At 41.0% G+C, this 22032-nt stretch carries 22 protein-coding genes; 10 read left to right on the top strand and 12 right to left on the bottom strand.

Annotation, left to right across the window (positions count from 1 at the left end):
• The first annotated feature begins 82 nt into the window (after positions 1-82).
• Both maoP and OM33_RS05960 read left to right on the top strand, forming a co-directional pair.
• Positions 83-427, top strand: coding sequence for a DUF413 domain-containing protein (gene maoP / locus OM33_RS05965; RefSeq protein WP_052140913.1), 345 nt, complete (start codon positions 83-85; stop codon positions 425-427).
• Entirely contained in the window at positions 427-1398 is a 972-nt protein-coding gene (locus OM33_RS05960; RefSeq protein WP_038639960.1) for an ATP-grasp domain-containing protein, read from the top strand. The genes maoP and OM33_RS05960 overlap by 1 nt, the downstream gene beginning before the upstream one ends.
• Before the next feature lie 25 nt (positions 1399-1423).
• Here the strand turns inward: OM33_RS05960 and OM33_RS05955 are convergent, their stop codons facing one another.
• The 5 genes from OM33_RS05955 to proB all read right to left on the bottom strand — a co-directional run bounded on the left by OM33_RS05955 (position 1424) and on the right by proB (position 5151).
• Positions 1424-1795, bottom strand: a complete 372-nt coding sequence (locus OM33_RS05955) for a hypothetical protein (RefSeq protein ID WP_038639957.1) — start codon at positions 1793-1795, stop codon at positions 1424-1426.
• Positions 1796-1894: 99 nt separating this feature from the next.
• Positions 1895-2263 (bottom strand): glutaredoxin family protein, encoded by a 369-nt coding sequence (locus tag OM33_RS05950; protein ID WP_038639954.1) that lies wholly within the window; start codon positions 2261-2263, stop codon positions 1895-1897.
• Between the two features lie 80 nt (positions 2264-2343).
• A complete protein-coding gene (locus tag OM33_RS05945) occupies positions 2344-2754 on the bottom strand; it encodes a methyltransferase family protein (RefSeq protein WP_052141055.1) in 411 nt (136 codons plus the stop codon).
• 43 nt (positions 2755-2797) lie between these two features.
• Positions 2798-4033, bottom strand: a complete 1236-nt coding sequence (locus OM33_RS05940; RefSeq protein WP_038639951.1) for a glutamate-5-semialdehyde dehydrogenase — start codon at positions 4031-4033, stop codon at positions 2798-2800.
• Positions 4030-5151 (bottom strand): glutamate 5-kinase, encoded by a 1122-nt coding sequence (gene proB, locus OM33_RS05935; protein WP_038639948.1) that lies wholly within the window; start codon positions 5149-5151, stop codon positions 4030-4032. Before proB ends, OM33_RS05940 begins: the two co-directional genes overlap by 4 nt.
• A 261-nt stretch (positions 5152-5412) precedes the next feature.
• Between proB and OM33_RS05930 the strand changes: the two genes are divergently transcribed.
• Positions 5413-6330: a DMT family transporter gene (locus OM33_RS05930; RefSeq protein WP_038639945.1), complete on the top strand. Its 918-nt coding sequence runs from the start codon at positions 5413-5415 to the stop codon at positions 6328-6330.
• Between the two features lie 441 nt (positions 6331-6771).
• Here OM33_RS05930 and OM33_RS05925 read toward each other — a convergent pair whose 3' ends face one another.
• The 4 genes from OM33_RS05925 to pdsO all read right to left on the bottom strand — a co-directional run bounded on the left by OM33_RS05925 (position 6772) and on the right by pdsO (position 11617).
• Positions 6772-7779: an alpha/beta hydrolase family protein gene (locus tag OM33_RS05925; protein WP_038639942.1), complete on the bottom strand. Its 1008-nt coding sequence runs from the start codon at positions 7777-7779 to the stop codon at positions 6772-6774.
• Between the two features lie 481 nt (positions 7780-8260).
• Positions 8261-8821, bottom strand: coding sequence for a sortase domain-containing protein (locus tag OM33_RS05920; protein ID WP_038639940.1), 561 nt, complete (start codon positions 8819-8821; stop codon positions 8261-8263).
• Positions 8818-10878, bottom strand: a complete 2061-nt coding sequence (locus OM33_RS05915; protein WP_038639937.1) for a VIT domain-containing protein — start codon at positions 10876-10878, stop codon at positions 8818-8820. Before OM33_RS05915 ends, OM33_RS05920 begins: the two co-directional genes overlap by 4 nt.
• Before the next feature lie 13 nt (positions 10879-10891).
• Entirely contained in the window at positions 10892-11617 is a 726-nt protein-coding gene (gene pdsO, locus OM33_RS05910; RefSeq protein WP_038639935.1) for a sortase-associated OmpA-like protein PdsO, read from the bottom strand.
• 229 nt (positions 11618-11846) lie between these two features.
• Between pdsO and pdsR the strand changes: the two genes are divergently transcribed.
• The 4 genes from pdsR to OM33_RS05890 all read left to right on the top strand — a co-directional run bounded on the left by pdsR (position 11847) and on the right by OM33_RS05890 (position 17208).
• Positions 11847-12536, top strand: coding sequence for a proteobacterial dedicated sortase system response regulator (gene pdsR / locus OM33_RS05905; protein ID WP_038639932.1), 690 nt, complete (start codon positions 11847-11849; stop codon positions 12534-12536).
• A gap of 3 nt (positions 12537-12539) precedes the next feature.
• Complete coding sequence (pdsS, locus tag OM33_RS05900; protein ID WP_038639929.1) at positions 12540-14651, top strand: proteobacterial dedicated sortase system histidine kinase; 2112 nt, start codon at positions 12540-12542, stop codon at positions 14649-14651.
• A gap of 445 nt (positions 14652-15096) precedes the next feature.
• Complete coding sequence (locus OM33_RS05895; protein ID WP_038639928.1) at positions 15097-15393, top strand: hypothetical protein; 297 nt, start codon at positions 15097-15099, stop codon at positions 15391-15393.
• 144 nt (positions 15394-15537) lie between these two features.
• Positions 15538-17208: an amidohydrolase gene (locus OM33_RS05890; protein ID WP_038639925.1), complete on the top strand. Its 1671-nt coding sequence runs from the start codon at positions 15538-15540 to the stop codon at positions 17206-17208.
• 65 nt (positions 17209-17273) lie between these two features.
• Here OM33_RS05890 and OM33_RS05885 read toward each other — a convergent pair whose 3' ends face one another.
• Positions 17274-17519, bottom strand: coding sequence for a YgjV family protein (locus tag OM33_RS05885; RefSeq protein ID WP_038639923.1), 246 nt, complete (start codon positions 17517-17519; stop codon positions 17274-17276).
• Positions 17520-17638: 119 nt separating this feature from the next.
• Here OM33_RS05885 and OM33_RS05880 point away from each other — a divergent pair, with 119 nt between their 5' ends.
• Positions 17639-18295: a Crp/Fnr family transcriptional regulator gene (locus OM33_RS05880; RefSeq protein ID WP_038639920.1), complete on the top strand. Its 657-nt coding sequence runs from the start codon at positions 17639-17641 to the stop codon at positions 18293-18295.
• A 60-nt stretch (positions 18296-18355) separates the two neighbouring features.
• Here the strand turns inward: OM33_RS05880 and OM33_RS05875 are convergent, their stop codons facing one another.
• Both OM33_RS05875 and pepB read right to left on the bottom strand, forming a co-directional pair.
• Positions 18356-18925, bottom strand: coding sequence for a phosphoribosyltransferase (locus OM33_RS05875; protein WP_038639918.1), 570 nt, complete (start codon positions 18923-18925; stop codon positions 18356-18358).
• Between the two features lie 405 nt (positions 18926-19330).
• Entirely contained in the window at positions 19331-20626 is a 1296-nt protein-coding gene (gene pepB, locus OM33_RS05870; protein WP_038643074.1) for an aminopeptidase PepB, read from the bottom strand.
• An 83-nt stretch (positions 20627-20709) separates the two neighbouring features.
• Between pepB and sfsA the strand changes: the two genes are divergently transcribed.
• Together sfsA and dksA are read left to right on the top strand one after the other, a co-directional pair.
• Positions 20710-21420, top strand: coding sequence for a DNA/RNA nuclease SfsA (gene sfsA, locus OM33_RS05865; protein WP_038643072.1), 711 nt, complete (start codon positions 20710-20712; stop codon positions 21418-21420).
• 162 nt (positions 21421-21582) lie between these two features.
• Positions 21583-22023 (top strand): RNA polymerase-binding protein DksA, encoded by a 441-nt coding sequence (gene dksA, locus OM33_RS05860; RefSeq protein ID WP_010560988.1) that lies wholly within the window; start codon positions 21583-21585, stop codon positions 22021-22023.
• Positions 22024-22032: the final 9 nt, after the last annotated feature.

Raw genomic sequence — 22032 nt, 5'->3', positions numbered from 1 at the left:
AAAATTTTATTGTTGTACTTAGCAAACACAATTCACGCATACTCCGCCAAAATGGGCAAAGTTGTCAACATGAGAATATCACATGGATTTATTACATGGTTTTGTAAAAACAAGCAATTTCTATGATGACCTGAATTTTCCACAAGGATTTAACCGTAGCGGTCACTTTACAATTCAAGAAGCAGAATTGTTAACAGCCATTGGTAAGCGATTATTTCAACTCGAGCATCAGCTTGCAGAGCCTCAAAATCATACTGAGCAAAACTTTTTAACTATGTGCCAAACTAAACGCGAGGCAGAAACGCGTATCGAAAGTCTGTGGCACAAATATAAGTCAGTAACCCAAGGAAGAAAAATTCATACGCTTACAGGCAATATGCCTAAACATGTTGATAACGCATTAAATGAATTAGAAGGTAATTACTAATGCGTGGTTGGATAATTTACAAACACAATGACTTACTACTACGACAAGAAGCATATGAAGTTAATCGCTTAGTTGAAGTCGCAAAAGAAGAAAACATCGATCTTCAAGTTTTCTCGCCTGATCAGTTTGATCTTACGGTTACCCGTGATGATGAAAAAAGTATATTAATCGATGGTGAGCGTCAGAAGCTGCCTGACTTTGTAATGCCGCGTATGGGTGCTGGTACAACGTACTTTACCCTTGCTGTTGTTCGTCACTTAGAGCGACTAGGTGTGTATTGCGTAAACAGCTCTCATTCTATTGAAGTGGTAAAAGACAAATTATTTGCTCAACAAATTTTAGCTGAGAAAAACTTACCAACACCCGATACCATGCTAGTTAAGTTCCCGGTAAACGTGGCACTAGTTGAAAAACAAATTGGCTTTCCTGTGGTAGTTAAAACCCTTTCGGGTTCACAAGGTAGCGGGGTATTTTTATCAAAATCACCCGGTGAATTTGATGACTTAATGCAACTGATCGAAGCAACAAGTCCAAAAGCAAACATTATTCTTCAGCAGTTTGTAAAAGCCAGCCATGGTCGAGATTTACGCGTATTTACCATAGGTGGACGCGCAATTGCGTGTATGGAACGAAATTCAAATGGCGAAAACTTTAAAGCCAATGTAAGTGCCGGCGGCGTGGGCAAGCTTTACCCAATCACTCCAGAGATTGAGTGGCTAGCAACACAAACAGCTAATGTATTAGGCTTAGATGTTGCCGGTATCGATTTATTATTCGATCAAGAACACTTTAAAATTTGCGAAGCCAACTCATCGCCAGGTTTTGAAGGGTTAGAAAGCGCTGTTGATATTGATGTACCGCGTGAAATATTCCACTTTATTCGTATTCGCTTAGGAATTTTTGATAAAGCGGCAGCGAAAAAAACAATAAAAGCACCTACTGCTAAATCAGCTAAAGAAAGTAACGACTAACTTTCAGCTTAATAATAAAACGCAGCTACGGCTGCGTTTTTTGTTTGTTCGAAAAGTATTTTTGAAATTGTGTTGGTAACTTGCAATTTTTACTCGAGTTACGTTCGCTATCACAGTCGAGCACAGCAATTTTCATTACCTTGCTATCAGCCATTGGCACTATGTACTTTTCGCATCGCGCTGCTTTTTTTACATAACCTTCAATACAGCGCCAGCTACCTTTACCATCATCTATGGCAAACTCAGGTAGCCCATTGCTCACACATTTTCCATAGCGCCAATCTTTACCAATTGGACATACACAACCACCACCAACTAACGATGTATCCATGGTTTTGCCACATTGTTTAGCGAACACGCTAACAGGCAATACTAACAGTAAGAGCAACCACTTCATTTATCTCTCCATGATAAAAACAAACACTGTATATCACATACACAAAAAAACAAAAAACGCAGCCGAAGCTGCGTTTATATCATTTTGATTTTTAGTAATTTAAGCAGCTTTGGCTACTTCATTTTCTAAAAAAGCAATAATATCGTTAGACTCGTAAAGCCATGTTACTTTGTCGTCTTGCTCAATACGCAAGCACGGCACTTTTACTTTACCGCCCTCTGCTGCAAGTGTTTCACGATGAATACCTTCGGTTTTTGCATCACGTAACTCAATATTTAAGCTGTTGCGCTTCATTGCACGGCGTACTTTTACGCAAAACGGGCACGCTTTAAATTGATACAAGCTTAGGTTTTGGGTTTTTGCGTCAATTTCAGCCTGTAACTGTGCATCGCGCTTAACACCGCGTGGTGTTGTAATAAAATCAAAAAATAAAATAATGCGGCCTAATAGCCAACGAACAAACTTCATACAACCTCCAATCAATTTGGCGGCATTCTACTGTAAATATTGGAACGAATAAAGATTAGCCCTAAGCTTGTTTTGCTTATTTATAACCAACGGCGGACGTTTGTTTTGTATTGAGTAAACTGCCCACCAAAGCACTCTGTTAACGCGGCTTCTTCTGGTTTAATTTGAAAGCGGTCAATAAAGAGCATAAATGCCACAACACCTAAAAGGCTTACCCAACTGCCAAGTAAAATTGCAAAGCCTAAAATCGCTACAGCCATACCCAAATACATAGGATTACGCGTATATTGAAAAATACCACTAGTAACTAAGCTTGAGGCAGTTTCGGGTTTAAGTGGGTTTACCGTGGTACTCGCTTTACGAAATGAAATAACACCAGCAAGAGCAATCGCTACCCCAAGCAAAACGGCAAGTACAAACAGTATAAAATTAAGTGTGCGAGTAATCTCAAATGTGGATTCAGCATCTGACACTAAATACATGCACACCATACAAGATAATCCCACCACAGGGGGTGGGATTTTATTATTTAGTTTATTGGCGAATGAGGTAATCACCCTCACCTACCCATTTATATGTAGTTAATGCCTCTAAGCCCATAGGCCCACGGGCATGCAGTTTTTGTGTTGATACGGCAACTTCAGCACCTAAACCAAACTGCGAGCCATCAGTAAAGCGCGTGCTCGCGTTAACATATACTGCCGCAGAATTTACTGCTGCTACAAACTTATTAGTGTTGCTTAAGCTCTCAGACAAAATACCATCTGAGTGACCTGATGAATGCTCACGAATATGCATTATCGCTTGGTTAATATCATCCACTACTTTTATACCAAGCGTTAGGCTTAACCATTCTTTGCTGTACTCACCATCAGCAATTTGGCTAACACGCTCACTAAGCGCAGCTGCTCGTTCGCAGCCTTTAAGTGTCACTTGCTCTAAACGCTTTGCTAATAGTGGCACTAACTGCTTTGCAATTGATTCATCCATAAGCACAGTATCCAGTGCATTACACACACTTGGGCGCTGTACCTTAGCGTTTTCAATAACATCCAATGCTTTTTGTAAATCAGCTGAAGCATCAACGTATAAATGACAAATACCAATACCGCCTGTGATCACCGGTATTGTGCTATTTTCAACGCATACTTTTTGCAACGTATCGCCACCGCGCGGAATAATCATATCGATGTACTTATCTTGCTTTAAAAGCTCAAGCACTAAGGCGCGATCTGGGTTGGTAATTAATTGCACTGCGTCTTTATTAATGCCGGCATCAATAAGCGCTTTACCAATTAATTCAACTAAGTAAGTGTTAGTATTAAGTGTTTCTTTACCGCCGCGTAAAATACTGGCGTTACCGGTTTTTAAACATAAACAGGCGATATCTAAGGTAACATTGGGGCGCGCTTCATAAATAACGCCTACCACACCTAATGGCACAATTTGTTTTTTTAAGCGCAGGCCATTTTCAAGCGCTCTGCCATCATATTCACCGCCAACCGGATCATCCATTGCGATTAAGCTTTGAATATCATTGGCTATGCCTAAAATGCGTTCTTTATTTAATAACAAACGATCAAGCAAGGCTTCGGTTAATCCATTTTCTTTCCCTGCGTTAATATCACGCTGGTTTACTTGTTCGATTTGTTCCGCATTTTCTAAAATGATGGAACGAATATTTTCTAATGCTGTATTTTTCTGTGCTGTTGTCGCCACAGCGAGATCAAAACTTGCTAACTTTGCCTGCTGTGCTAATTGCGTAATCACGTTAATCCTCCAAAAAGTACTAAATCATCGCGGTGGATCACCACCGCCCCATAATCGTAACCAAGCAATTGATTAATTTGCTCGGAATGTTGCCCTTTTATCTGGGCCAGATCGCTTGATGAATATCGACAAATGCCACGAGCTATTTGCGCCCCATTTTGGTCGCATAATTTCACCATGGCACCGCGTTCAAATTCACCAAGCACATCACTCAAGCCTTTTGCTAACAAACTTGAGCCTGAGTGTTTCATTGCGCGAACAGCGCCTTCATCTAATATTAGCTCACCGCTTGCTGGCGGCCCTGCCATTAGCCATTGTTTGCGACTTTCAGTCACCGATGCCGTTGCTAAAAAACGTGTGCCCACGTCTTTTTCAAGGGCAGCATCCACAATCACATTCTCTTTATGACCTGCGGCAATAATCACCTCAACGCCTGCTCGGCATGCAATATCGGCTGCTTGCAGCTTAGTTGCCATGCCGCCAGTGCCCAAATGTGTGCTCGAGCCACCTGCTAATGCTTTTAAATTAGCGTCAATTTTATCGACCAAGCTAATCAACTTGGCATCTGGGTTAGCGCGAGGATCGGCAGTAAATAAACCTGGTTGATCGGTTAGTAACAACAATTTATCGGCCTTAGCGAGAATGGCAGCCAAAGCCGATAAATTATCATTATCCCCAACTTTAATTTCTTGTGTTGCTACCGCATCATTTTCATTAATGATCGGCACAATATCGTGCTTAATGAGTGCTTTTAGCGTATCGCGTGCATTTAAATAGCGCTCGCGGTCGTCTAAGTCTGCACGTGTTAACAGCATTTGCCCAACATGCATACCATACAAGTTGAACAAGGTTTGCCATGTATGAATTAAATGGCTTTGGCCAACGGCAGCAAGCATTTGTTTGTTGTTCACATTACTTAAGTCACAACTTAAATGTAAATGCTCTTTGCCCGCAGCAACTGCACCGCTCGATACCAAAATAATTTTATGCCCTTTCTTTTTTAATTGGGCACACTGGCGCACTAATTCAACCATATGCGCTTTATCTAACGTAAAACTGCCACCGGTTAATACACTTGTACCCAGCTTTACGACAATTGTTTTTTTCCCGTCACTCATTCCCAGCACCAAATACCTCAGGCAACAACCTTTGTTATATCAAAGCTGAGAAAATCAACAAGGGGAAAATGGCCTCACACAAAAAAATATCATGTAAAAAATCAATTCAACCAAATATAAATAAGAATTTCTAATGATAAGCAGCATAAAATTTGGCATTTAAATTATCATCTATTCTTTGGTCGATACTTATCGCTTGATGCTTATTGCGCCAATAAAAGTTTGTTAAAATTCACCGCCCCTTTAATTCGAGTAGTCACTATGCCCGCTAGTTTATGTTTGCTTATCGCCACTTTTTTGTGGGGAAGCTCGTTTATTGCCTTAAAGTACGCCATTGATTTGTACCACCCTGCGGTAGTCATTTTTTTACGCATGCTCACTACATTCACTTTGTGCTTAATGCTTTGGCGCTATGTGAAAAAGTTTAATTACCAACAAGGTGATTGGAAGTACCTACTCGGCATGTCACTTGCCGAACCCTGTTTGTACTTTTTATTTGAAGGCTACGCCTTAGAATATACCTCTGCGAGCCAAGCTGGTGTCATTGTGAGTTGCTTTCCACTTATCGTAGCGATTTTGGCGTTCTTTATGCTGAAAGAGTATTTATCTAAATCCATCATAACCGGATTTGTTTTTTGTATTGTCGGGGGCATTGCGCTTACCCTTGTATCGCCCGATACCAGCGCCGCCCCCAACCCAATTTTAGGTAACTTTTTAGAGTTTTTAGCCATGGTATGCGCCGCTATTTATGCGGTGTGCGTAAAACATTTGGCTCATCGTTACTCGCCACTTAGTTTAATCGCTTTGCAAGGCATTAGCGGCACCTTATTCTTTGCGCCCTTTTTGTTTTTTGTTGAATTACCAAGTGAAATGTCGATTGAAGGCATCGCTGCCATTATCTATTTAGGCTCGTTTGTAACCTTGGGTGGCTACGGTATGTATAACTATGCCATTTCAAAAGTATCGGTATTAACTGCAGCGGCATTTTCAAACCTTATTCCCGTATTCACCTTGTTACTTGCGTCATTACTTCTTCATGAGTTCTTAACGTGGCAACAGTGGCTCGCCATTGGCTGTGTATTTATTGGCGTAGTTATTGCCCAGCGCCATAAGCCAAAACCACAAGAGGATACAGAACCACAAATGGATACCATGCCAGTAGAGGTTGGTAACAAGTAGGAACTTTCAAAGTTAATCGCAGCGTTCAATAATTTTCGATACGCTATTTGTCGCGCTGGCGACAGCAGCCAAAGGGAGGCTATCGCCGGTCTCCCTTTGGAATCCCTCGGCGCCCCAAAATCAAACTTATCTTCAACATGTCTTAAATATGAACATAAACGCCATGAATCGGCTTCCCTGCCTCAGCATGGCTTGCTCGACCGCTACGCTCCCTGTCTCGCATTATTCATTTAAGCCACTTTTTCAGGTTTGATTAATGGGGTGACGAAAGACCGACAAAAATAAATGGAATATTTTTGAACAGCGTAGCTGGCCCGAAGGGTGAAAGGCAGGAAGCCCAGAGTCATCTGAGCTTCGCAGCTTGAGGAAGTGAGATCATGGATGACCGATGGAACCAAACTTAATGAATGAATTTTAAACGTAAAGACATTGCCCTTTTTATCACAAATGCTGTTTAAACCATCGAACAATCTCTTTATTGGCTGCCGCTTTATTTTTTACAAGTCCATGATTGTCGTTAGCATACAAAATTAGCTTGTGAGGAACATTATGTTTAGCAAGTGCATTAGCAAAGTCTTTAGAATGCTTCACAGATACCCGCTTATCATTTGTCCCATGAAGAAGCAGAATTGGAATATCAGAAGAAAGTTTATCAACCCATTTTAATACCGACCTTTTATCCAGTTCTATTTGCTTATTAGTTTGGTAATTGGGAATTCGTTTTTTATACACTTTCTCCATCGCTGGTCGATACGTTAAACCTTTCGTTAAGTCTGTGCTTCCTGCAATAGTTGCGATAGCTTTGAGATTGTTAACTTGTTTAGCAACTAAATGAGTCTGCATGCCACCTCGACTTGCTCCATACATTCCAACTCTATTGAAATCGGCCCCTTTTATTGAGGGGATAAAATCGAATAAAGCTGCAACGTCTTCGATATCCTTTCCACCAAACTCATCTAACGTGTCTGATTGCGTAAGCGTGCCTCTATATTGACTGCCAATGATAATGAAACCTTCATTGGCAATAGGAAATAAATTTTGCATCATCGAACCGAAGACAACTCTTCCGTAATTGCCATTTCCACCACGGTTGTAGACAAGAACAGGTAAATCTTTTTTTGCTTGCTTAGGCTTAATCACATAACCTTTCACAAGAATCGAGTCAACTTCATAGTCAAAAGTGCTGCAATCTAAGTCTCGTTTGAATTGTTCATATTTTTCTTTTCCAAAATTAGAGTCAAACCATGCTAGTTTTCTGTTAACGGTAATTTCTAATTTTGATTTTTTCTTAAACTTCTTTTCCATTTGATTACGCCATAAGTCGTAATCTGAGAATACCCAACTAAAACAATTTCTTTCATTAACTACTCTTCCATGCTCAATCAGAGTAGATGCACAAGAAGAAAAAGCAATAATCGAGATTGAGAAGAAAAAAATGAATTCTTTCATTTTAAAAATCCTTTTATTTTAACAAGCTATTTAAGTCTATTATAAAATTTAAAGTAAACGAGTGAGTAACGAATGGCACAATATATCGTTATAAAACTGAGGTCGTGTACAACTCTTGCGACTTGCAAAGTATTCCTTAAACCTAATTATGGTTTTCGAGATTCACTCCTTCCCCCCTTAATCAAACCTGAAAATACAATTTAAATGAATAATGCGAGACAGGGAGCGAAGCGGTCGAGCAAGCCATGCTGAGGCATGGATGCCGATTTATGGCGTTTATGTTCACATTTAAAGTGTTTTTGAAGAATCAGTTTGATTTTTGGGGGCACGTTTTTTGGTTCGTTTTTGTCGTGTAACAAAAATGAACAAGAGTGCGCCATGGATAGCGAAAGATAACTGCATAGAAGCAAATATCACCATACCAACAAATACTCTTTCAAATACTAAACAATGCTTCAAATCATCACTTAAACTTTAAAAACTAAACGCGCTCTGCCACTACCACCACCCTTCCCTCTGGCACTAAATCCAAACGACTGCGTCGCTCGCAAGTGATCAGTACTAAATACCCATTTAATCCTAACAACCAATTAGAATCTCGGTAATCCACATACATTTTATTAATTACTTTAAAGTGTTGCTGCGCTTTACCCTGTGCTTGGTAGCTAATTTGCTCGCCGAGCTTTAACTCTTTAACAAAGCTAAAGTGAGTGTCGTTGTGTGCGGCAACTAAAATGTTATTGCTTGGGTGATGCCAAATCCCAGGGGCAAATGCGAGGTTGCGGTTACTTGCCTCATTAAGCACAATTTGCGAAATATCTCTGCTTTCAACAAAAAGTTCACCAACCGGATAACCATCGGCGTAGTACCATGCTTTTTGCTGGCGATTGGCATCCGTTTTATTTTCTTGCCACGCTTGCCGCAATAAAAACTGAGCAAGTTGCGCTTTGCCATAGACATAGCTTGATTTAAACACTAAGACTAAACCTAATATCACAATACAAAACGCCAAAAGGCGTAATAATTTACGCCTACTCTTCATTTTTCAGCGTCCTCTTTTTGCCCCCAAAGGGCTAATAAAAAACCGCCAACTAGCAATAAAATACCTAACCAAAATAAACGGTCGTTATTGCCTGATGTTTGAGGCATCGCACTTCCTTGCGGCAGCATATTTGGCGCTTCGAAAGATTTATTGGCAACATCACCAAAGTATTCTTCTACCGCGATAAAGGCAGTGTATGGTGTTAATAATCCATGACGAATACCAAGCTTGGTTATTTCAGCTTTATCTTGTATTAAATCTAACGTGTTTATATGTTCTTTGGCGTAAGCGCGAGCGATGCCTTTTGCATCAATCGCATTTTCAAGCGAAACCCGTTTTAAGAACTTACCATTTACACCGTCACCTGCGATCTGCACCGCTTGAGCCGGTTGTGCTAATTTAAAATACGCCACCAGCGGCGATGAAAAATAAAGATCTGCCGTGGGTAAGCTATCAACAAGTGGTAAACCCAAATCATTTAACACGCGAATATTCTGAAGTGCCGGATTGCTCAGCTTGTCACTTAACAAAGCCACTTCATCAGCGATATTTTCAAGGTTACTAATAAACAAGGTTTCACCTTTGCCATGCTTGGCTAATAAGCGCATTAAATGGCTATTGGGAGCACTGCCAATCCCCACGGTAAAAAGCTTGCTATCGGCTCGGCGATTTTTTACTAAGCCCTTAACAGATTCGGCATCGGCTACTGCGCCATCGGTTAATAACACCACTTGGCGCACGCGTGTTTCATCAAATTGACCATCAAAACTGGCTGCTAATGCGCTATTTATTTCGGTGCCACCGTCAGCTTCCAGCCCTGCAATAAAGCGTTTTGCCGCTTGCAATTGCGAGTAGGTTGCAGCGACGCTTTCTGATTTAAACAGTTCTACTTGATGATCAAATGCCACAATATTAAACAAGTCATCTGTACCGAGTTTTTCCAACGCTAAAATCAGCGCCTGTTTTGCTTGTTCTATTGATGTGCCCGCCATCGACCCTGAGGTATCAATCACAAACACTAATTCACGGGGTAAACTGTGCGATACAAAATCCGATTTAGGCGGCATCATCATCACTTTGTAATATGACTCACCATTAATATTTTCATGGAACACTTGCGTGGTAATTTGCGCATTTAAAAGGGGCACAAATTTAATATCAAAGTCGCGATTTGCCACTAAGCTTTGTGGCGCAGGAATCAGTTGATACTGTGTATTTCCGGTTTGCACTACCGACAACATATGACTTGGGCTGGAAATGCTATCGAGTTCAAAGCCTAAGTTCACATCAAAATTGATAGTAATCTTGTTTTTTGCATTGAAACTGGTTAACACAGTGTTTGGCAAAAAATCGAGAGTTGGCGCCTCCTCAGCCATTAATGTATTAGGTTGAAAACTGCTTTGCGAACGCGTTTGAAAATGGCTATTCGGGTCATTTTCATCAAGATCAAGGTTATTAAAATAGCGTGGTGCAACCACTGTCGGTAAGCGCAAGCTAAACACTTCATCTTGATAGGTTAATGGAAATTGAAAACTCAGCTTAACAGCAACTTCTTGCCCTGGCTCAATATTAGCCACCTTGGTTTTAAATACATTGGCGCTTTGGTTTTTAACTAATGCGGCTTTATGGCCTTGTTGCTGGGCTTTTTTATAAATCACCTCAGCCTGCTGTTTTTCTTTAATTTCACCAATAATTTTGCGGTTATCAAGCATCATTTCCATGGCAAATACCGCGCTATTTTCAGGCAGTGGAAACTGGTAACTACCATTGAGCGTTTCTAATGCTGGATTTTGATAGACCTGTTTTAATTCAACAAATGCCAGCATGCCTTTTACTTGAATATCAAGCTGGGTCGATTTAAGCACACTTTGCTCAACTTCTTGCCCCGCCTGATTAGTTAAAATAAGCCCTTGCGCCGACACTTTCGCACTGAACAAAATGGCCGAGGCAAGCCACGCTAAAAAAAGAATGGCAAGGTTGATGAAAAGGCGCAGATGCGCGCCTTTTCGTTTACCTTGTTGTTCTTTTTCACCTCCTGTTGTGTGTTTTGGTAACATTACTAGCCCCTCTCTAGTATTGGTTGTTAGCGGTTTGAGATTGTTCTTGCATGCGTGCATGCACGGTTACGCGGCGGTCAAACACATTACTTTCAAAGCTGTCTTCTGCATTTTGTTTGGCAATACTTTGACTTTCACCAAAGCCATGAGTGCTTAAGCGGTTATGGTCAACACCTTGTTTTATTAAGAATGCGGCTACATTGTCGGCACGTTTATTTGAGAGTGCTAAATTGTTTTCATCATCACCGCGTTGGTCAGCAAAGCCGTTTAGGTCGAGGTAAATTTCTGGTTGCTGTTTCATCACTTCAGCAAGTTCAATCAATTGCTCGGCAAAATGCGGTTCAATTTCCGCAGAACCCGAGCGGAACTGCACCGACATTGCGAGTAAGTTATCGATACGCTGCTGTGCAATGCGTTCAAGCTGAGATTCTAGCTGCTGCTTAGACGCAACTAACTCTTGGTAATCTGATGTTTTATGTTGTAGTGCAACTATGGTTTGTTGCTGTTTTGAGATTTCAGCTTGCTGTTCTTTAATATCAACTTTATCCCCTTCAATTTTGCCGATAAAAATCCCCACAATACCACCAGCAACCGCACCAACTGGACCACCGATAATTGCCCCCATGGTTGCGCCAGCGCCAAAGCCAATTAATGGCTCTTTTTCAAATTCTTTTTCTGTTGCCATTGCTGGGTTGCTAAGTGCTAATGCGATTACTGAAACTAAAAGTGCTTTTTTCATAATATTCTCCAAGAATGTGTTTTAATTTTTTTACTGCGTTTATGTGTTGATGCTGCTGCACCGTTTGCGTTGGAGTAATTAAAACAAGCTGTTCTGGCAATTTTTGGGGTGAAAAAAGGCAATGCGATGAGCAATTGTGGCAAAAAAATGGCAATTGACCTCAGTCCCTATTTTTTGCGCAATTTTTCGGTATAGTGGCGGCTATTGAGTAGGTAATTATCAGTAATCCATGAAAAAAATCGCCATCATTGAAGACCAAGACGCTATTCGCGAAAACTATATTGATATGCTGCAAGGCCAAGGTTATTTAGTTAAAGGCTATGCTGATCGCATCAGCGCACAAGACGAGTTATTAGCTAACCTGCCCGATCTAGCGATTATTGATATTGGTTTAGGTGATGAGATAGATGGTGGTTTTATGTTATGCCAAGCATTACGTGCCAAAAGCCAAACCTTACCGATTATTTTCTTAACTGCCCGCGATAACGAAATCGATACCGTATCGGGTTTACGTATGGGTGCAGATGACTACTTAACAAAAGACATCAGCCTTGCTCATTTAGCTGCGCGTATTTCAGCAATTTTTCGTCGCCAACTGGCGCTCAATACCCCACAGCAGCAAGCACAGCTGATTGAACGCGGTGAGTTAGTAATTGATCCAGAGCGCATGCAAGTCACTTGGCAAGGCGTTACCATTGATTTAACCGTGACGGAATATTGGTTAGTGCATGCGTTGGCTATTCGTCCAGGTCATGTAAAACAACGTAATGACTTAATGAATGAAGCAAAAATTTACGTAGATGACAGCACCATCACCTCTCATATTAAGCGTATTCGTAAAAAGTTTTTAAAAGTTGATGACGCATTTAACCATATCGATACCGTGTATGGCATGGGTTATCGCTGGGAGGCAAAATAAGCCATGAGAATTGGTCTGCGTACTAAAGTTGTTGTTCTTTCTAGCTTTTTGCTATTACTGCCATGGCTTGGTCACCAATACGTGGCTGAAATGGAAAACTTTTTACGCTTAGGCCAAGAAAAGAACCTCGTTGCTACTAGTCGCGCTTTAGCAACAGCACTGCACGACAGACCTAAATTATTCGACAGCCAAGCAAGCTTTTTAGACTCAGTTGAAAAAGGCCGCGATCTCTACGCCTACAATATTGTGGGACCCATTCAGCTCGATGGTAAATTACAGGAATGGCAGCCCTATTTACCGCTCGTTTGGCATTATGGCGACGCCTATTTAACACAAGATAAGAATGCCCATAGCGATGCCGATATATCGTTTAAACATATGGTTGGTAAGTATAATAACTACTTGTATGCACAATTCAGTGTTACCGATGACGATGTGGTGCTGCGCGGTAAAAACACCATTAGTTTAGAGCGCAATGATCACTTAAAAATCGCCTTTACCAATGCCGAAGGGGTGGTGAAAACCTATTTAATATCAACCACGCAAGCTGGTTGGGTAAACGCGTTCGACGCTGAAACAAAAATCCCCTTTAACCAAATTCAGGGATACTTCCGTTTAACCGAGCAAGGCTACAATATCGAACTGCGCTTGCCGTTAAGCCTTCTTGGTAACAAATTAGGTTTTGCTATTTTAGATAAAGACCAAGGGGAAGACGAGTTAACCGAAATCGCCACGTCAAACCTCAGTGAGTTACAAAGCTTAGGCTCAATTTTAGTGCCTTCTCCTGAAATTGAAGAAATTATTAAAGGCATGGCACGCGCTGGTAGCCGTGTGTTTGTTGTCGACCAACACCGCCGTGTATTAGCCGATGCTGGCAACATTAAAAACGCCGATGGCGGCTGGGGTGATACCATTAAAAAGCGCAAATCATCGCGTTGGGAGCAGTTTGAAGAAGAGTACCTACATCCAATTTACTACAAGATTCTTACTCGCCCTGCGACAGAATTTACCGATATTACCCGTGATGTCGCAGCACTTGATGGCAGCCATATTAATGCTGCACTTGATGGGCATGCAAAATCAACATGGCGCTTAACACCCGATCAAAAAGCCGTCATTTTATCTGCCGCCTACCCAATTTGGATTGATGATAAAGTAATGGGTGCCGTAATTGCCGAAGAAACCACAAATGGCATTCGCGAAATCCGCAATAAAGCGTTTGAAAAGCTGTTTAATGTGATCTTGGCGATTATGCTGATTGGTACGTTGAGCTTATTCTTATTTGCTTCCATTATCTCAACACGTATCAGGCGTTTACGTGATGCTGCAGAAAAAGCCATTGATGCGCAAGGCCGTGTTACGGGTAAAATTGAAAAACAATTTTCCAGTGATGAAATTGGCGACCTGTCACGCAGCTTTGCCAATATAGTTAATCGCCTTGGTGGCTATACCCATTATTTAGAAAATATGAGCTCACGTTTATCGCACGAGTTGCGCACCCCTGTTGCTGTAGTACGCTCATCCCTTGAAAGCTTAGAATTACAAAACACCGATGAACCCAGCCAAAAATACATCGCACGAGCAAAAGAAGGGGTAGCGCGTTTAAACAAAATCCTCACAACCATGAGTGAGGCAACACGCCTAGAGCACGCCATAGAAAACAGCCAAAAAGAGTTATTTGATTTAAGCGAAGTAATAAACGGGTGTTTACAAGGCTACACCCTTGCCTACCCAAATAAACAGTTTAAGTTAGCCTTAAGTGAAGAAACATTTAAATTAAATGGTGTGCCTGAGTTTATTGCTCAGCTACTCGATAAGCTTATCAGCAATGCAGTTGATTTTGCTGAACCTGAAACCGCTATTGAAGTGAACTACACAACCCAAAATAACAAAGCGCAATTTAGTATTTTTAACGCAGGTCCAGCACTTCCGAGCGATATGGCAAATCATATATTTGACTCTATGGTGTCCGTGCGCGAATCGAGCAAGCAAAAAGAACCCCACTTAGGCCTTGGCCTGTATATGGCACGTTTAATCTGTGAGTTTCATGGTGCGAGCATAACAGCCAACAACAAAGATGGCGGCGTTGAATTTTTAGTTAGTTTTGAACATTAGGGTCTGTTGATCTTTGCTCTTCTATTTTTGTTCTGTTTGAGCATGCTTTTATCGCGACGCTCGACATGTGGCCTAGCAATCTAAGCGAATATCGAGCAAAGCTTCCGCGTCCTGCTAACGCCCCTTACCTGCATCCATGCAGGCAACAATGAGAAAAACGCGCTCAAAAGAACCGTTCGGCAGCGCTTGATTGGGTTTTCTACTGTGTTATCGGCTGACTCACATAGAATAACTATGCCACGCAGCCTCTTCCTTGTATAAAACCCAACCAAACTGCTGCAAAAACGAACTTTAAAGGTCAACAGCCCCTAATTTTTAAGTGCACTAACACACTGAAATTAAAAACCTTAAACCGCTTTAAATTGAATGCAGGAAAATTATTTCTCAAGTTTTGATTATTCTAAGCGATATAAAGCTATTGTATTAGTTGAGAAGTAGAGATGTAATGCAAACGAACCAATTTAATGAAGTTAATTTCGCATCTTTAAATAGCGCAATTATTGTTGAACAAGAGTTATGGCAAGCAGTTTGTATCAATTGTTATGACTTAGTTTCACGCGGTGTATCAACGTGTGCCAGCTCGCTAAATTACGTGATTGAAACAGCTCTCACACTTGCTAAGCAACTTAATTTGCCCGCTGTACTTTGGACAACAAACTGCGAAAACGAACAAAAGCTAGCGGCATTATTAGTTGCAATCAATAGACAAATTCAAACACCTCAGCAGTTACTTAACAAATAACCCTCGACTATGTGATAACGCACTATCACATTTTATTTAACGCCAATTTGCTTAATGCTTGGCGTTAAATACTTTTTCATCAACCACTTATTTTTTATTTTGATTTTGCTATTCTCAATACACACGCATCGCGAGAGAATAACAATGACAACAAAAAAACAACTAAAACGCGCATTCATCGCTCTTACCAGTTTAGGCTTAAGTGCAATTGCACCTAGTGCCCTTGCTGATTACACCATTTTACACAACGCAAACGGTTACACCTTGAAAAAGGGAACTGGCACCCACCAGTTTTCGACCTTAGTGATCAAAGACGGCAAAGTCGTTGCAACAGGTGATAAATCGATTATTTCAACCTACAGCCCAGCCGAAAAAATTGATGTGCAAGGCAAAACCTTACTACCAGGCCTTATAGACGCACACGGCCACATAATTGGTCTCGGTAAAAATCAAAGCCAGCTTGATTTGCGCAATAGCAAATCCCTTAAAGATGCACTTGAAGCAATTGCGCAATACGCAAAAAACACCGATGGCTGGGTGATAGGTCGTGGCTGGAACCAAGAAAATTGGCCGAGCAAAACATTTCCGAGCGCTAAAGATCTCGATGCTATTGTTAGCGACCGACCTGTAGCGCTTACACGTGTTGATGGTCATGCCCTTTGGGTCAATTCGAAAGCGCTTGAAATTGCAGGCATTACCAAAGACACCAAAGCACCTGAAGGCGGTGAGATTATTCGCCTCGAAAATGGTGAGCCATCAGGTATTTTAATTGATAATGCTGAGCCATTGGTTTATCAACATATGCCTAAGATTGATAAAACAGAGGTGAATAAGCGCTTAGATGCTGCCGGTGAGCATTTACTGAGCCTAGGTATTACCTCAGCTCATGATGCAGGTATTGATGACTTAACTTACCAAGTTTATTTAGAGCGCGCAGCTAAAAACACCTTACCAATTCGCATTTATGCCATGCTAAGCGCAACAGATAGCCAACTTAGCAAACAACTGGCAGCAGGCAAAAAGTTTGATAATAACGATATGCTGGCAATTCGCAGTGTTAAAGTGTATTCCGACGGCGCATTAGGCAGCCGAGGCGCCGCACTACTTGAAGACTATCAAGATCGAATTGGCCATAAAGGCTTAATGTTAATGTCTAATCAAGAGCTTGAAGATGTGTTTACGCAAGCATTTAAAGCAGGCTTTACCGTTAATACACATGCCATAGGTGATAAAGCCAACCGCGTAGTACTCGACACCTACGAAAAAGTCTACGCAAAAACTGGTGGTAAACTCCTTAGAAACCGTATGGAACATGCACAAATTGTTGAGCCAAGTGATATTAAACGCTTTAAGCAACTTGCGATTATTCCATCGATGCAACCAGTACATGCCACATCCGATATGCATATGGCGGAAGATAGATTAGGCAAACACCGTTTAACAGGCGCCTATGCATGGCAAACCTTTTTAAAACAAGGCTCACGCGTAGCGGCTGGCTCTGACTTTCCTGTTGAATTAGCCAATGCCTTTCACGGCCTGTATGCCGCCGTATCTCGCCAAGATAAACATGGCGCGCCAAAAAATGGTTGGCTTACAGAAGAAAAACTAACGCGTGAACAAGCGCTTCGTGCATTTACTTTAGATGCAGCCTATGCCGCCCACCAAGAGTTTAAAATTGGCAGCCTAGAAAAAGGTAAATGGGCTGATTTTATTATTGTTGATACTAACTATTTCGAAGCGCCACTGACTTATATTTACCACACACAAGTTGAACAAACCTGGCTTGCAGGTAAATTGAAATACCAACAAAAGTAAACGTAAAGTGAGTTTAGAATTCAGAGTCTTGATACTGCGCTCTGAATTCTAAATATTAAAACTTTTTAGCTGTCAGCTTTAGCATCAGCTGTCGTTGATTTCTTCTTTGCTAATTTAATTAAGTGATAAATATTTACCAGTGAAAGTAAGCCATTAGTAAATGCAACTGGCCACGCTGAAATTGCAAAACCGTATAACGTAAAACAGATACATCCCGCTAGATTAAACCAACGAAGTTTTGCGACATCTTCCATCATTAACGAAGCAACAAGCAATGCTGACGCAAAATAACCTAAATATTCCCAAACCATGTGTCGCCCCGATTCTAATTATTTCCAATTTGCTGTAAGCTAAACGGTCCGATAGAATAGCTGAAGGACAATTGTCCAACAGCAAACGCTAAAAATATGTTCTCAACAAGCGAGACTTTATGTTCGATTACCACTTTTCAAAAACTCTAGTTGATGAGTTACTGTCTTATGCTGGCAATAGCTACACCCTAAAAAAGGGAAAGTTACTGGCAGAGCAAGGCAAACCACTAAGTAAACTAATTTTAGTACGTAGTGGCACAATTTCATTTAGTTATGATGTAGGTAATGGCAGGCGTTTATTACTGGGTCAGTTAGACTGTAATAACACCCTTGTTGGGGAAGTTGAAGCACTTAACGACAGACCCTGTATCTATTCAATGACTTGCCAAAGCGAAGTAACGTACAACCTGATTGAGTTGAAATATTGGCGTGAGTTATTACAAGAAAAGCCAGAGCTGGCAATGTACACGGCTAAAAGCATTGCTGAAAAGTTTATTGAGAATCAGCAGATTAACTTAAACAAGTTGTTATTACCGCTTAGTTTCAACATTGCAAAAGACTGCTTAGCGCGCTACCAAGATGAAACCGTGACAATGTTAAAACCTTACCCAAAAGTAAGTGCCGAAGCAGAACGCTTTGCAACAACTGAGCGCGCTTATCGTCGCGTGGTAAGTGATTTGGTAGAACAAGGTTTAGTTCAGCGCACTGAGCAAGGCTTAAAGCCGCTAGATGAAGATAAACTTGAAGAGTTTATCGAAAGCTTTGCCAGCCGTTAATTAAAGCATACTATTAAAAAAGGTCGCGATTGCGACCTTTTTTGTTTTCTAAAGCGATGATTATTCTTTTTCAATGAACAAGTGACTGATTTCTTTTAAATCTGTTTTGCCATTTGCAATTTCATCTGGTGTTAAACCTGAAAGCTCATGTGGGAACACTAACCATTCGTCAGAATCATGAATGTAATAGTCAGGTTCAATCGGTGTTTTGTTATTCTTTGGCTTGTAATAAGGGCATGCTACGCGAATATCTTGCGGTAAATTTAAACGCATTAACTCTTTTAACTTTTCTTTAAGAGCAAAAATACTGCGGCCCGAGTCAAATACATCATCGACGATTAATAAACTATCCGACGCATTCGCGTTTTCGATAATGTAATGTAAGCCATGTACTTTGATATCCTTCGATTGTTTACCAATACCGTAATATGACGAAGTACGTACCGCAATGTGATCTGTGTCTACACCTTTAAAGTCGTAGTATTCTTGTACCGCAATACCAATTGGTGCACCACCACGCCAAATACCCACTATGTAGTCAGGACGAAAACCATCATCAAAAACTTGTGCTGCGAGTTTAAACGAATCTTGCAAAAGCTGCTCTGCGGTAATAAAAACCTTATCTGACATGAAGTGCTCCTGATTTTTTTGGGTATAAAAAAGGGTGTGCATAATAGCTCAAATTAAACTAAATAGCTTGTTTTATATCAAAAAGGCATGACTTAAACCTTTTAAATACGGTTGCAACCTGATAGTTTAAATACTAGGCTATTTTTGTGGCCTTACACACATTGACAACATATGGATACATTTTTGGTAATGTTTACCAAAAACACATTTATGGATGAAGCAAATAAATAGAGGTGCCCTATATGTGGTGGATATTTGCTTTCATGCTACTTGGCTTATTTATAGCGCTAAAACTAGTAAGTTTTAACGATACCACGCCAAGCGAAGAAGAGTTAGAGCGTCTAAACTTTAACAAACATTAATAAAAAGCCTGCACACAGCAGGCTTTTTAATGCTTATTTTTTATTATGCTTTTTCTAGCAAGGTACGCGCGACCGTTCTCATACCCCATGTCGTTGCGCCAGCTGCCCACTGACTGCCCGCAGAGTTTTGGAAGCTAGCTGCTAAGTCAATATGCACCCAACCTTTACCTTCATTTGGCACGAAACGAGATAGGAAACCAGCAGCATTTGAAGCACCACCAAAGCCGCCACCTTTTTGTGCACGACTGTTTGCCGTATCAGCGTAAGGAGATGGACAGTTAAACTGGTGGAACTTTTCAAGTGGTAATGCCCATGCAGCTTCAAACTCATCGCTTGCGAAGTTTTCAACTTCACGTACAAGCGCTTTATCTAAACCAAATAACGCGTTGTACTCTTGGCCTACTGCCATTAATGCAGCACCCGTTAATGTCGCAGCATCAATAATTAATGGTGCACCAGTTTCACCTGCAGCCATTAGACCGTCAGCAAGCACTAAGCGACCTTCTGCATCGGTATTTACAATTTCAACTGTTGTGCCGTTTTTATAAGTAAGAATATCACCTAGCTTGTATGCATTTCCTGAAATAAGGTTCTCTGCACAACATAGGAATAGCTTAACACGCACATCTAAACCACGGCTGATAGCAAGCGCTAAACCTGCAGTCACAGTTGCCGCACCACCCATATCGCATTTCATAGTTAACATGCCTTCGCTCGGTTTGATTGAGTAACCGCCCGAATCGAATGTAATGCCTTTACCAACAAGCGCTGCTGCAACAGGTGCATTTGCATCACCAGTAGGGTTGTAATCGAGTGTTAGTAACACTGGCGGGCGTTCACTACCACGGCCTACAGAGTGAATACCAATCCACTCTTGCTCAAGTAATGCATCACCTTTAATAATGTCATAGCTAACGTGTTCTGGCGCTAACGAACCGATAAATTCAGCCGCTTTTTCGGCAAGACTTTCTGGATAAACATCTTCAGCGGTGCCATTGATCATTTGGCGCTGCCAAATAGCAGAACGTTTAAGCGCTGCAAGTTCTTCTAATGATGATTGGCCATTTTCGACAAAGGTAACTGCGTCTAGGTTTTTAGCTGTCACAAAACCCTGGTAAAGCGCCCACTGACTTTCAGTGCACCACACATCGCCCTCTAGAGCGATTGCCTTGATACCTTGATTTGCAAGTGCACGCCCTGCTTTTTGTACATTTTTAAGTGTTTCATCTTGCTTTAAATGCACTGTTGCGCCGTCATTTGAAAAAGAAAGAAGTGCGTTTTCACCCCAATGCGCTGCAGCGGCATCTTGCGATAACTGAACTTTAAACAGATCTGACATATTTTTCTCTTGTGTGTTCACATAATTGCGTGCCATCAGTGTACACTAGTGGCATTAATAGCCCAATAATTTGCGACCAAGCGATGCAATTTCAATCTGAATTAAAACAAGCCAAATTACTCAAACGCTACAAACGATTTTTAGTCGATATTGACACTGCGCAAGGCGAACTCACCATTCATTGTGCTAATACAGGTAGAATGACAGGCTGCGCTGATTCAGGCTTTACTGCATATTACTCAACATCGAGTAATGCCAAGCGTAAATACCCTCATTCTCTCGAACTAACGCAAAACCAAGCGGGTGATCTAATCTGCGTTAATACCAGCATGGCGAATCACGTGGTTGCTGAGGCGATCGCTAAGCAACAAATACCAGAGCTAATAAATTACGAAACCCTAACACAAGAAGTAAAGTATGGTGACGAAAACAGTCGCATTGATATTTTATTGAGTGATGCTGAAAAGCCAGCGTGTTATATCGAAGTAAAATCAGTCACCTTGTTAGAGGAAAACGGGCAAGGTTATTTTCCTGATGCCGTCACCGCTCGTGGTAGCAAACATTTGCGCGAATTAGTGACAATGAAGCAACAAGGCCATCGCGCAGTATTATTCTTTTTAATTCAACATACTGGCATAAAGTCTGTGGCACCCGCTGCACATATTGACGCAAATTATGCAATTGAAATTAAAAAAGCATTAGCCGCAGGGGTTGAAATTTTGTGTTACCGTACCAACATAAGCTCGGAACAAATAGTAATAGATACAACCATTCCCTTTGTCGCACCACAGTGAATAGTTAACGAGTTCAAACATTTTACCGCATAAATTATTGTTAATTAGGCTTGTCTAAATATTTTAATTGGTAAAAATTAATTGCACTTAATTTTTTATTCTGCTATTTATAGCCGCCGACTTTTATTGGGACTCTATTCATAGAAGAATTAGGAGACAGTTATGCCATCACAAAATAATTTGAGTTTACTGGCTCAAGCAGGCCTAGCGCCGTATACAGAAAAACCTGGCGAAGAATACATGAGTGACGCACAATTAGCGCACTTTAAAACCATTCTTGAGACATGGCGTAACAACTTACGTGAAGAAGTAGATCGCACAAAAAACCATATGCAGGATGAAGCAGCAAACTTCCCTGATCCAGTTGATCGTGCAGCACAAGAAGAAGAGTTTGCATTAGAATTACGTACGCGTGACCGTGAGCGTAAACTAATTAAAAAAATCGAGAAAACACTGCAACTAATCGAAGATGAAGATTTTGGTTACTGTGTTACATGCGGCATCGAAATCGGCATTCGTCGTTTAGAAGCTCGCCCAACAGCAGATCAATGCATCGATTGTAAAACACTTTCTGAAATAAAAGAAAAACAGTCAGGCCGTTAATTTGGCTTA

Source organism: Pseudoalteromonas piratica (assembly GCF_000788395.1).
GTDB classification, from domain to species: Bacteria; Pseudomonadota; Gammaproteobacteria; order Enterobacterales; family Alteromonadaceae; genus Pseudoalteromonas; species Pseudoalteromonas piratica.
This window is presented reverse-complemented; position numbering and strand designations above follow the sequence as displayed.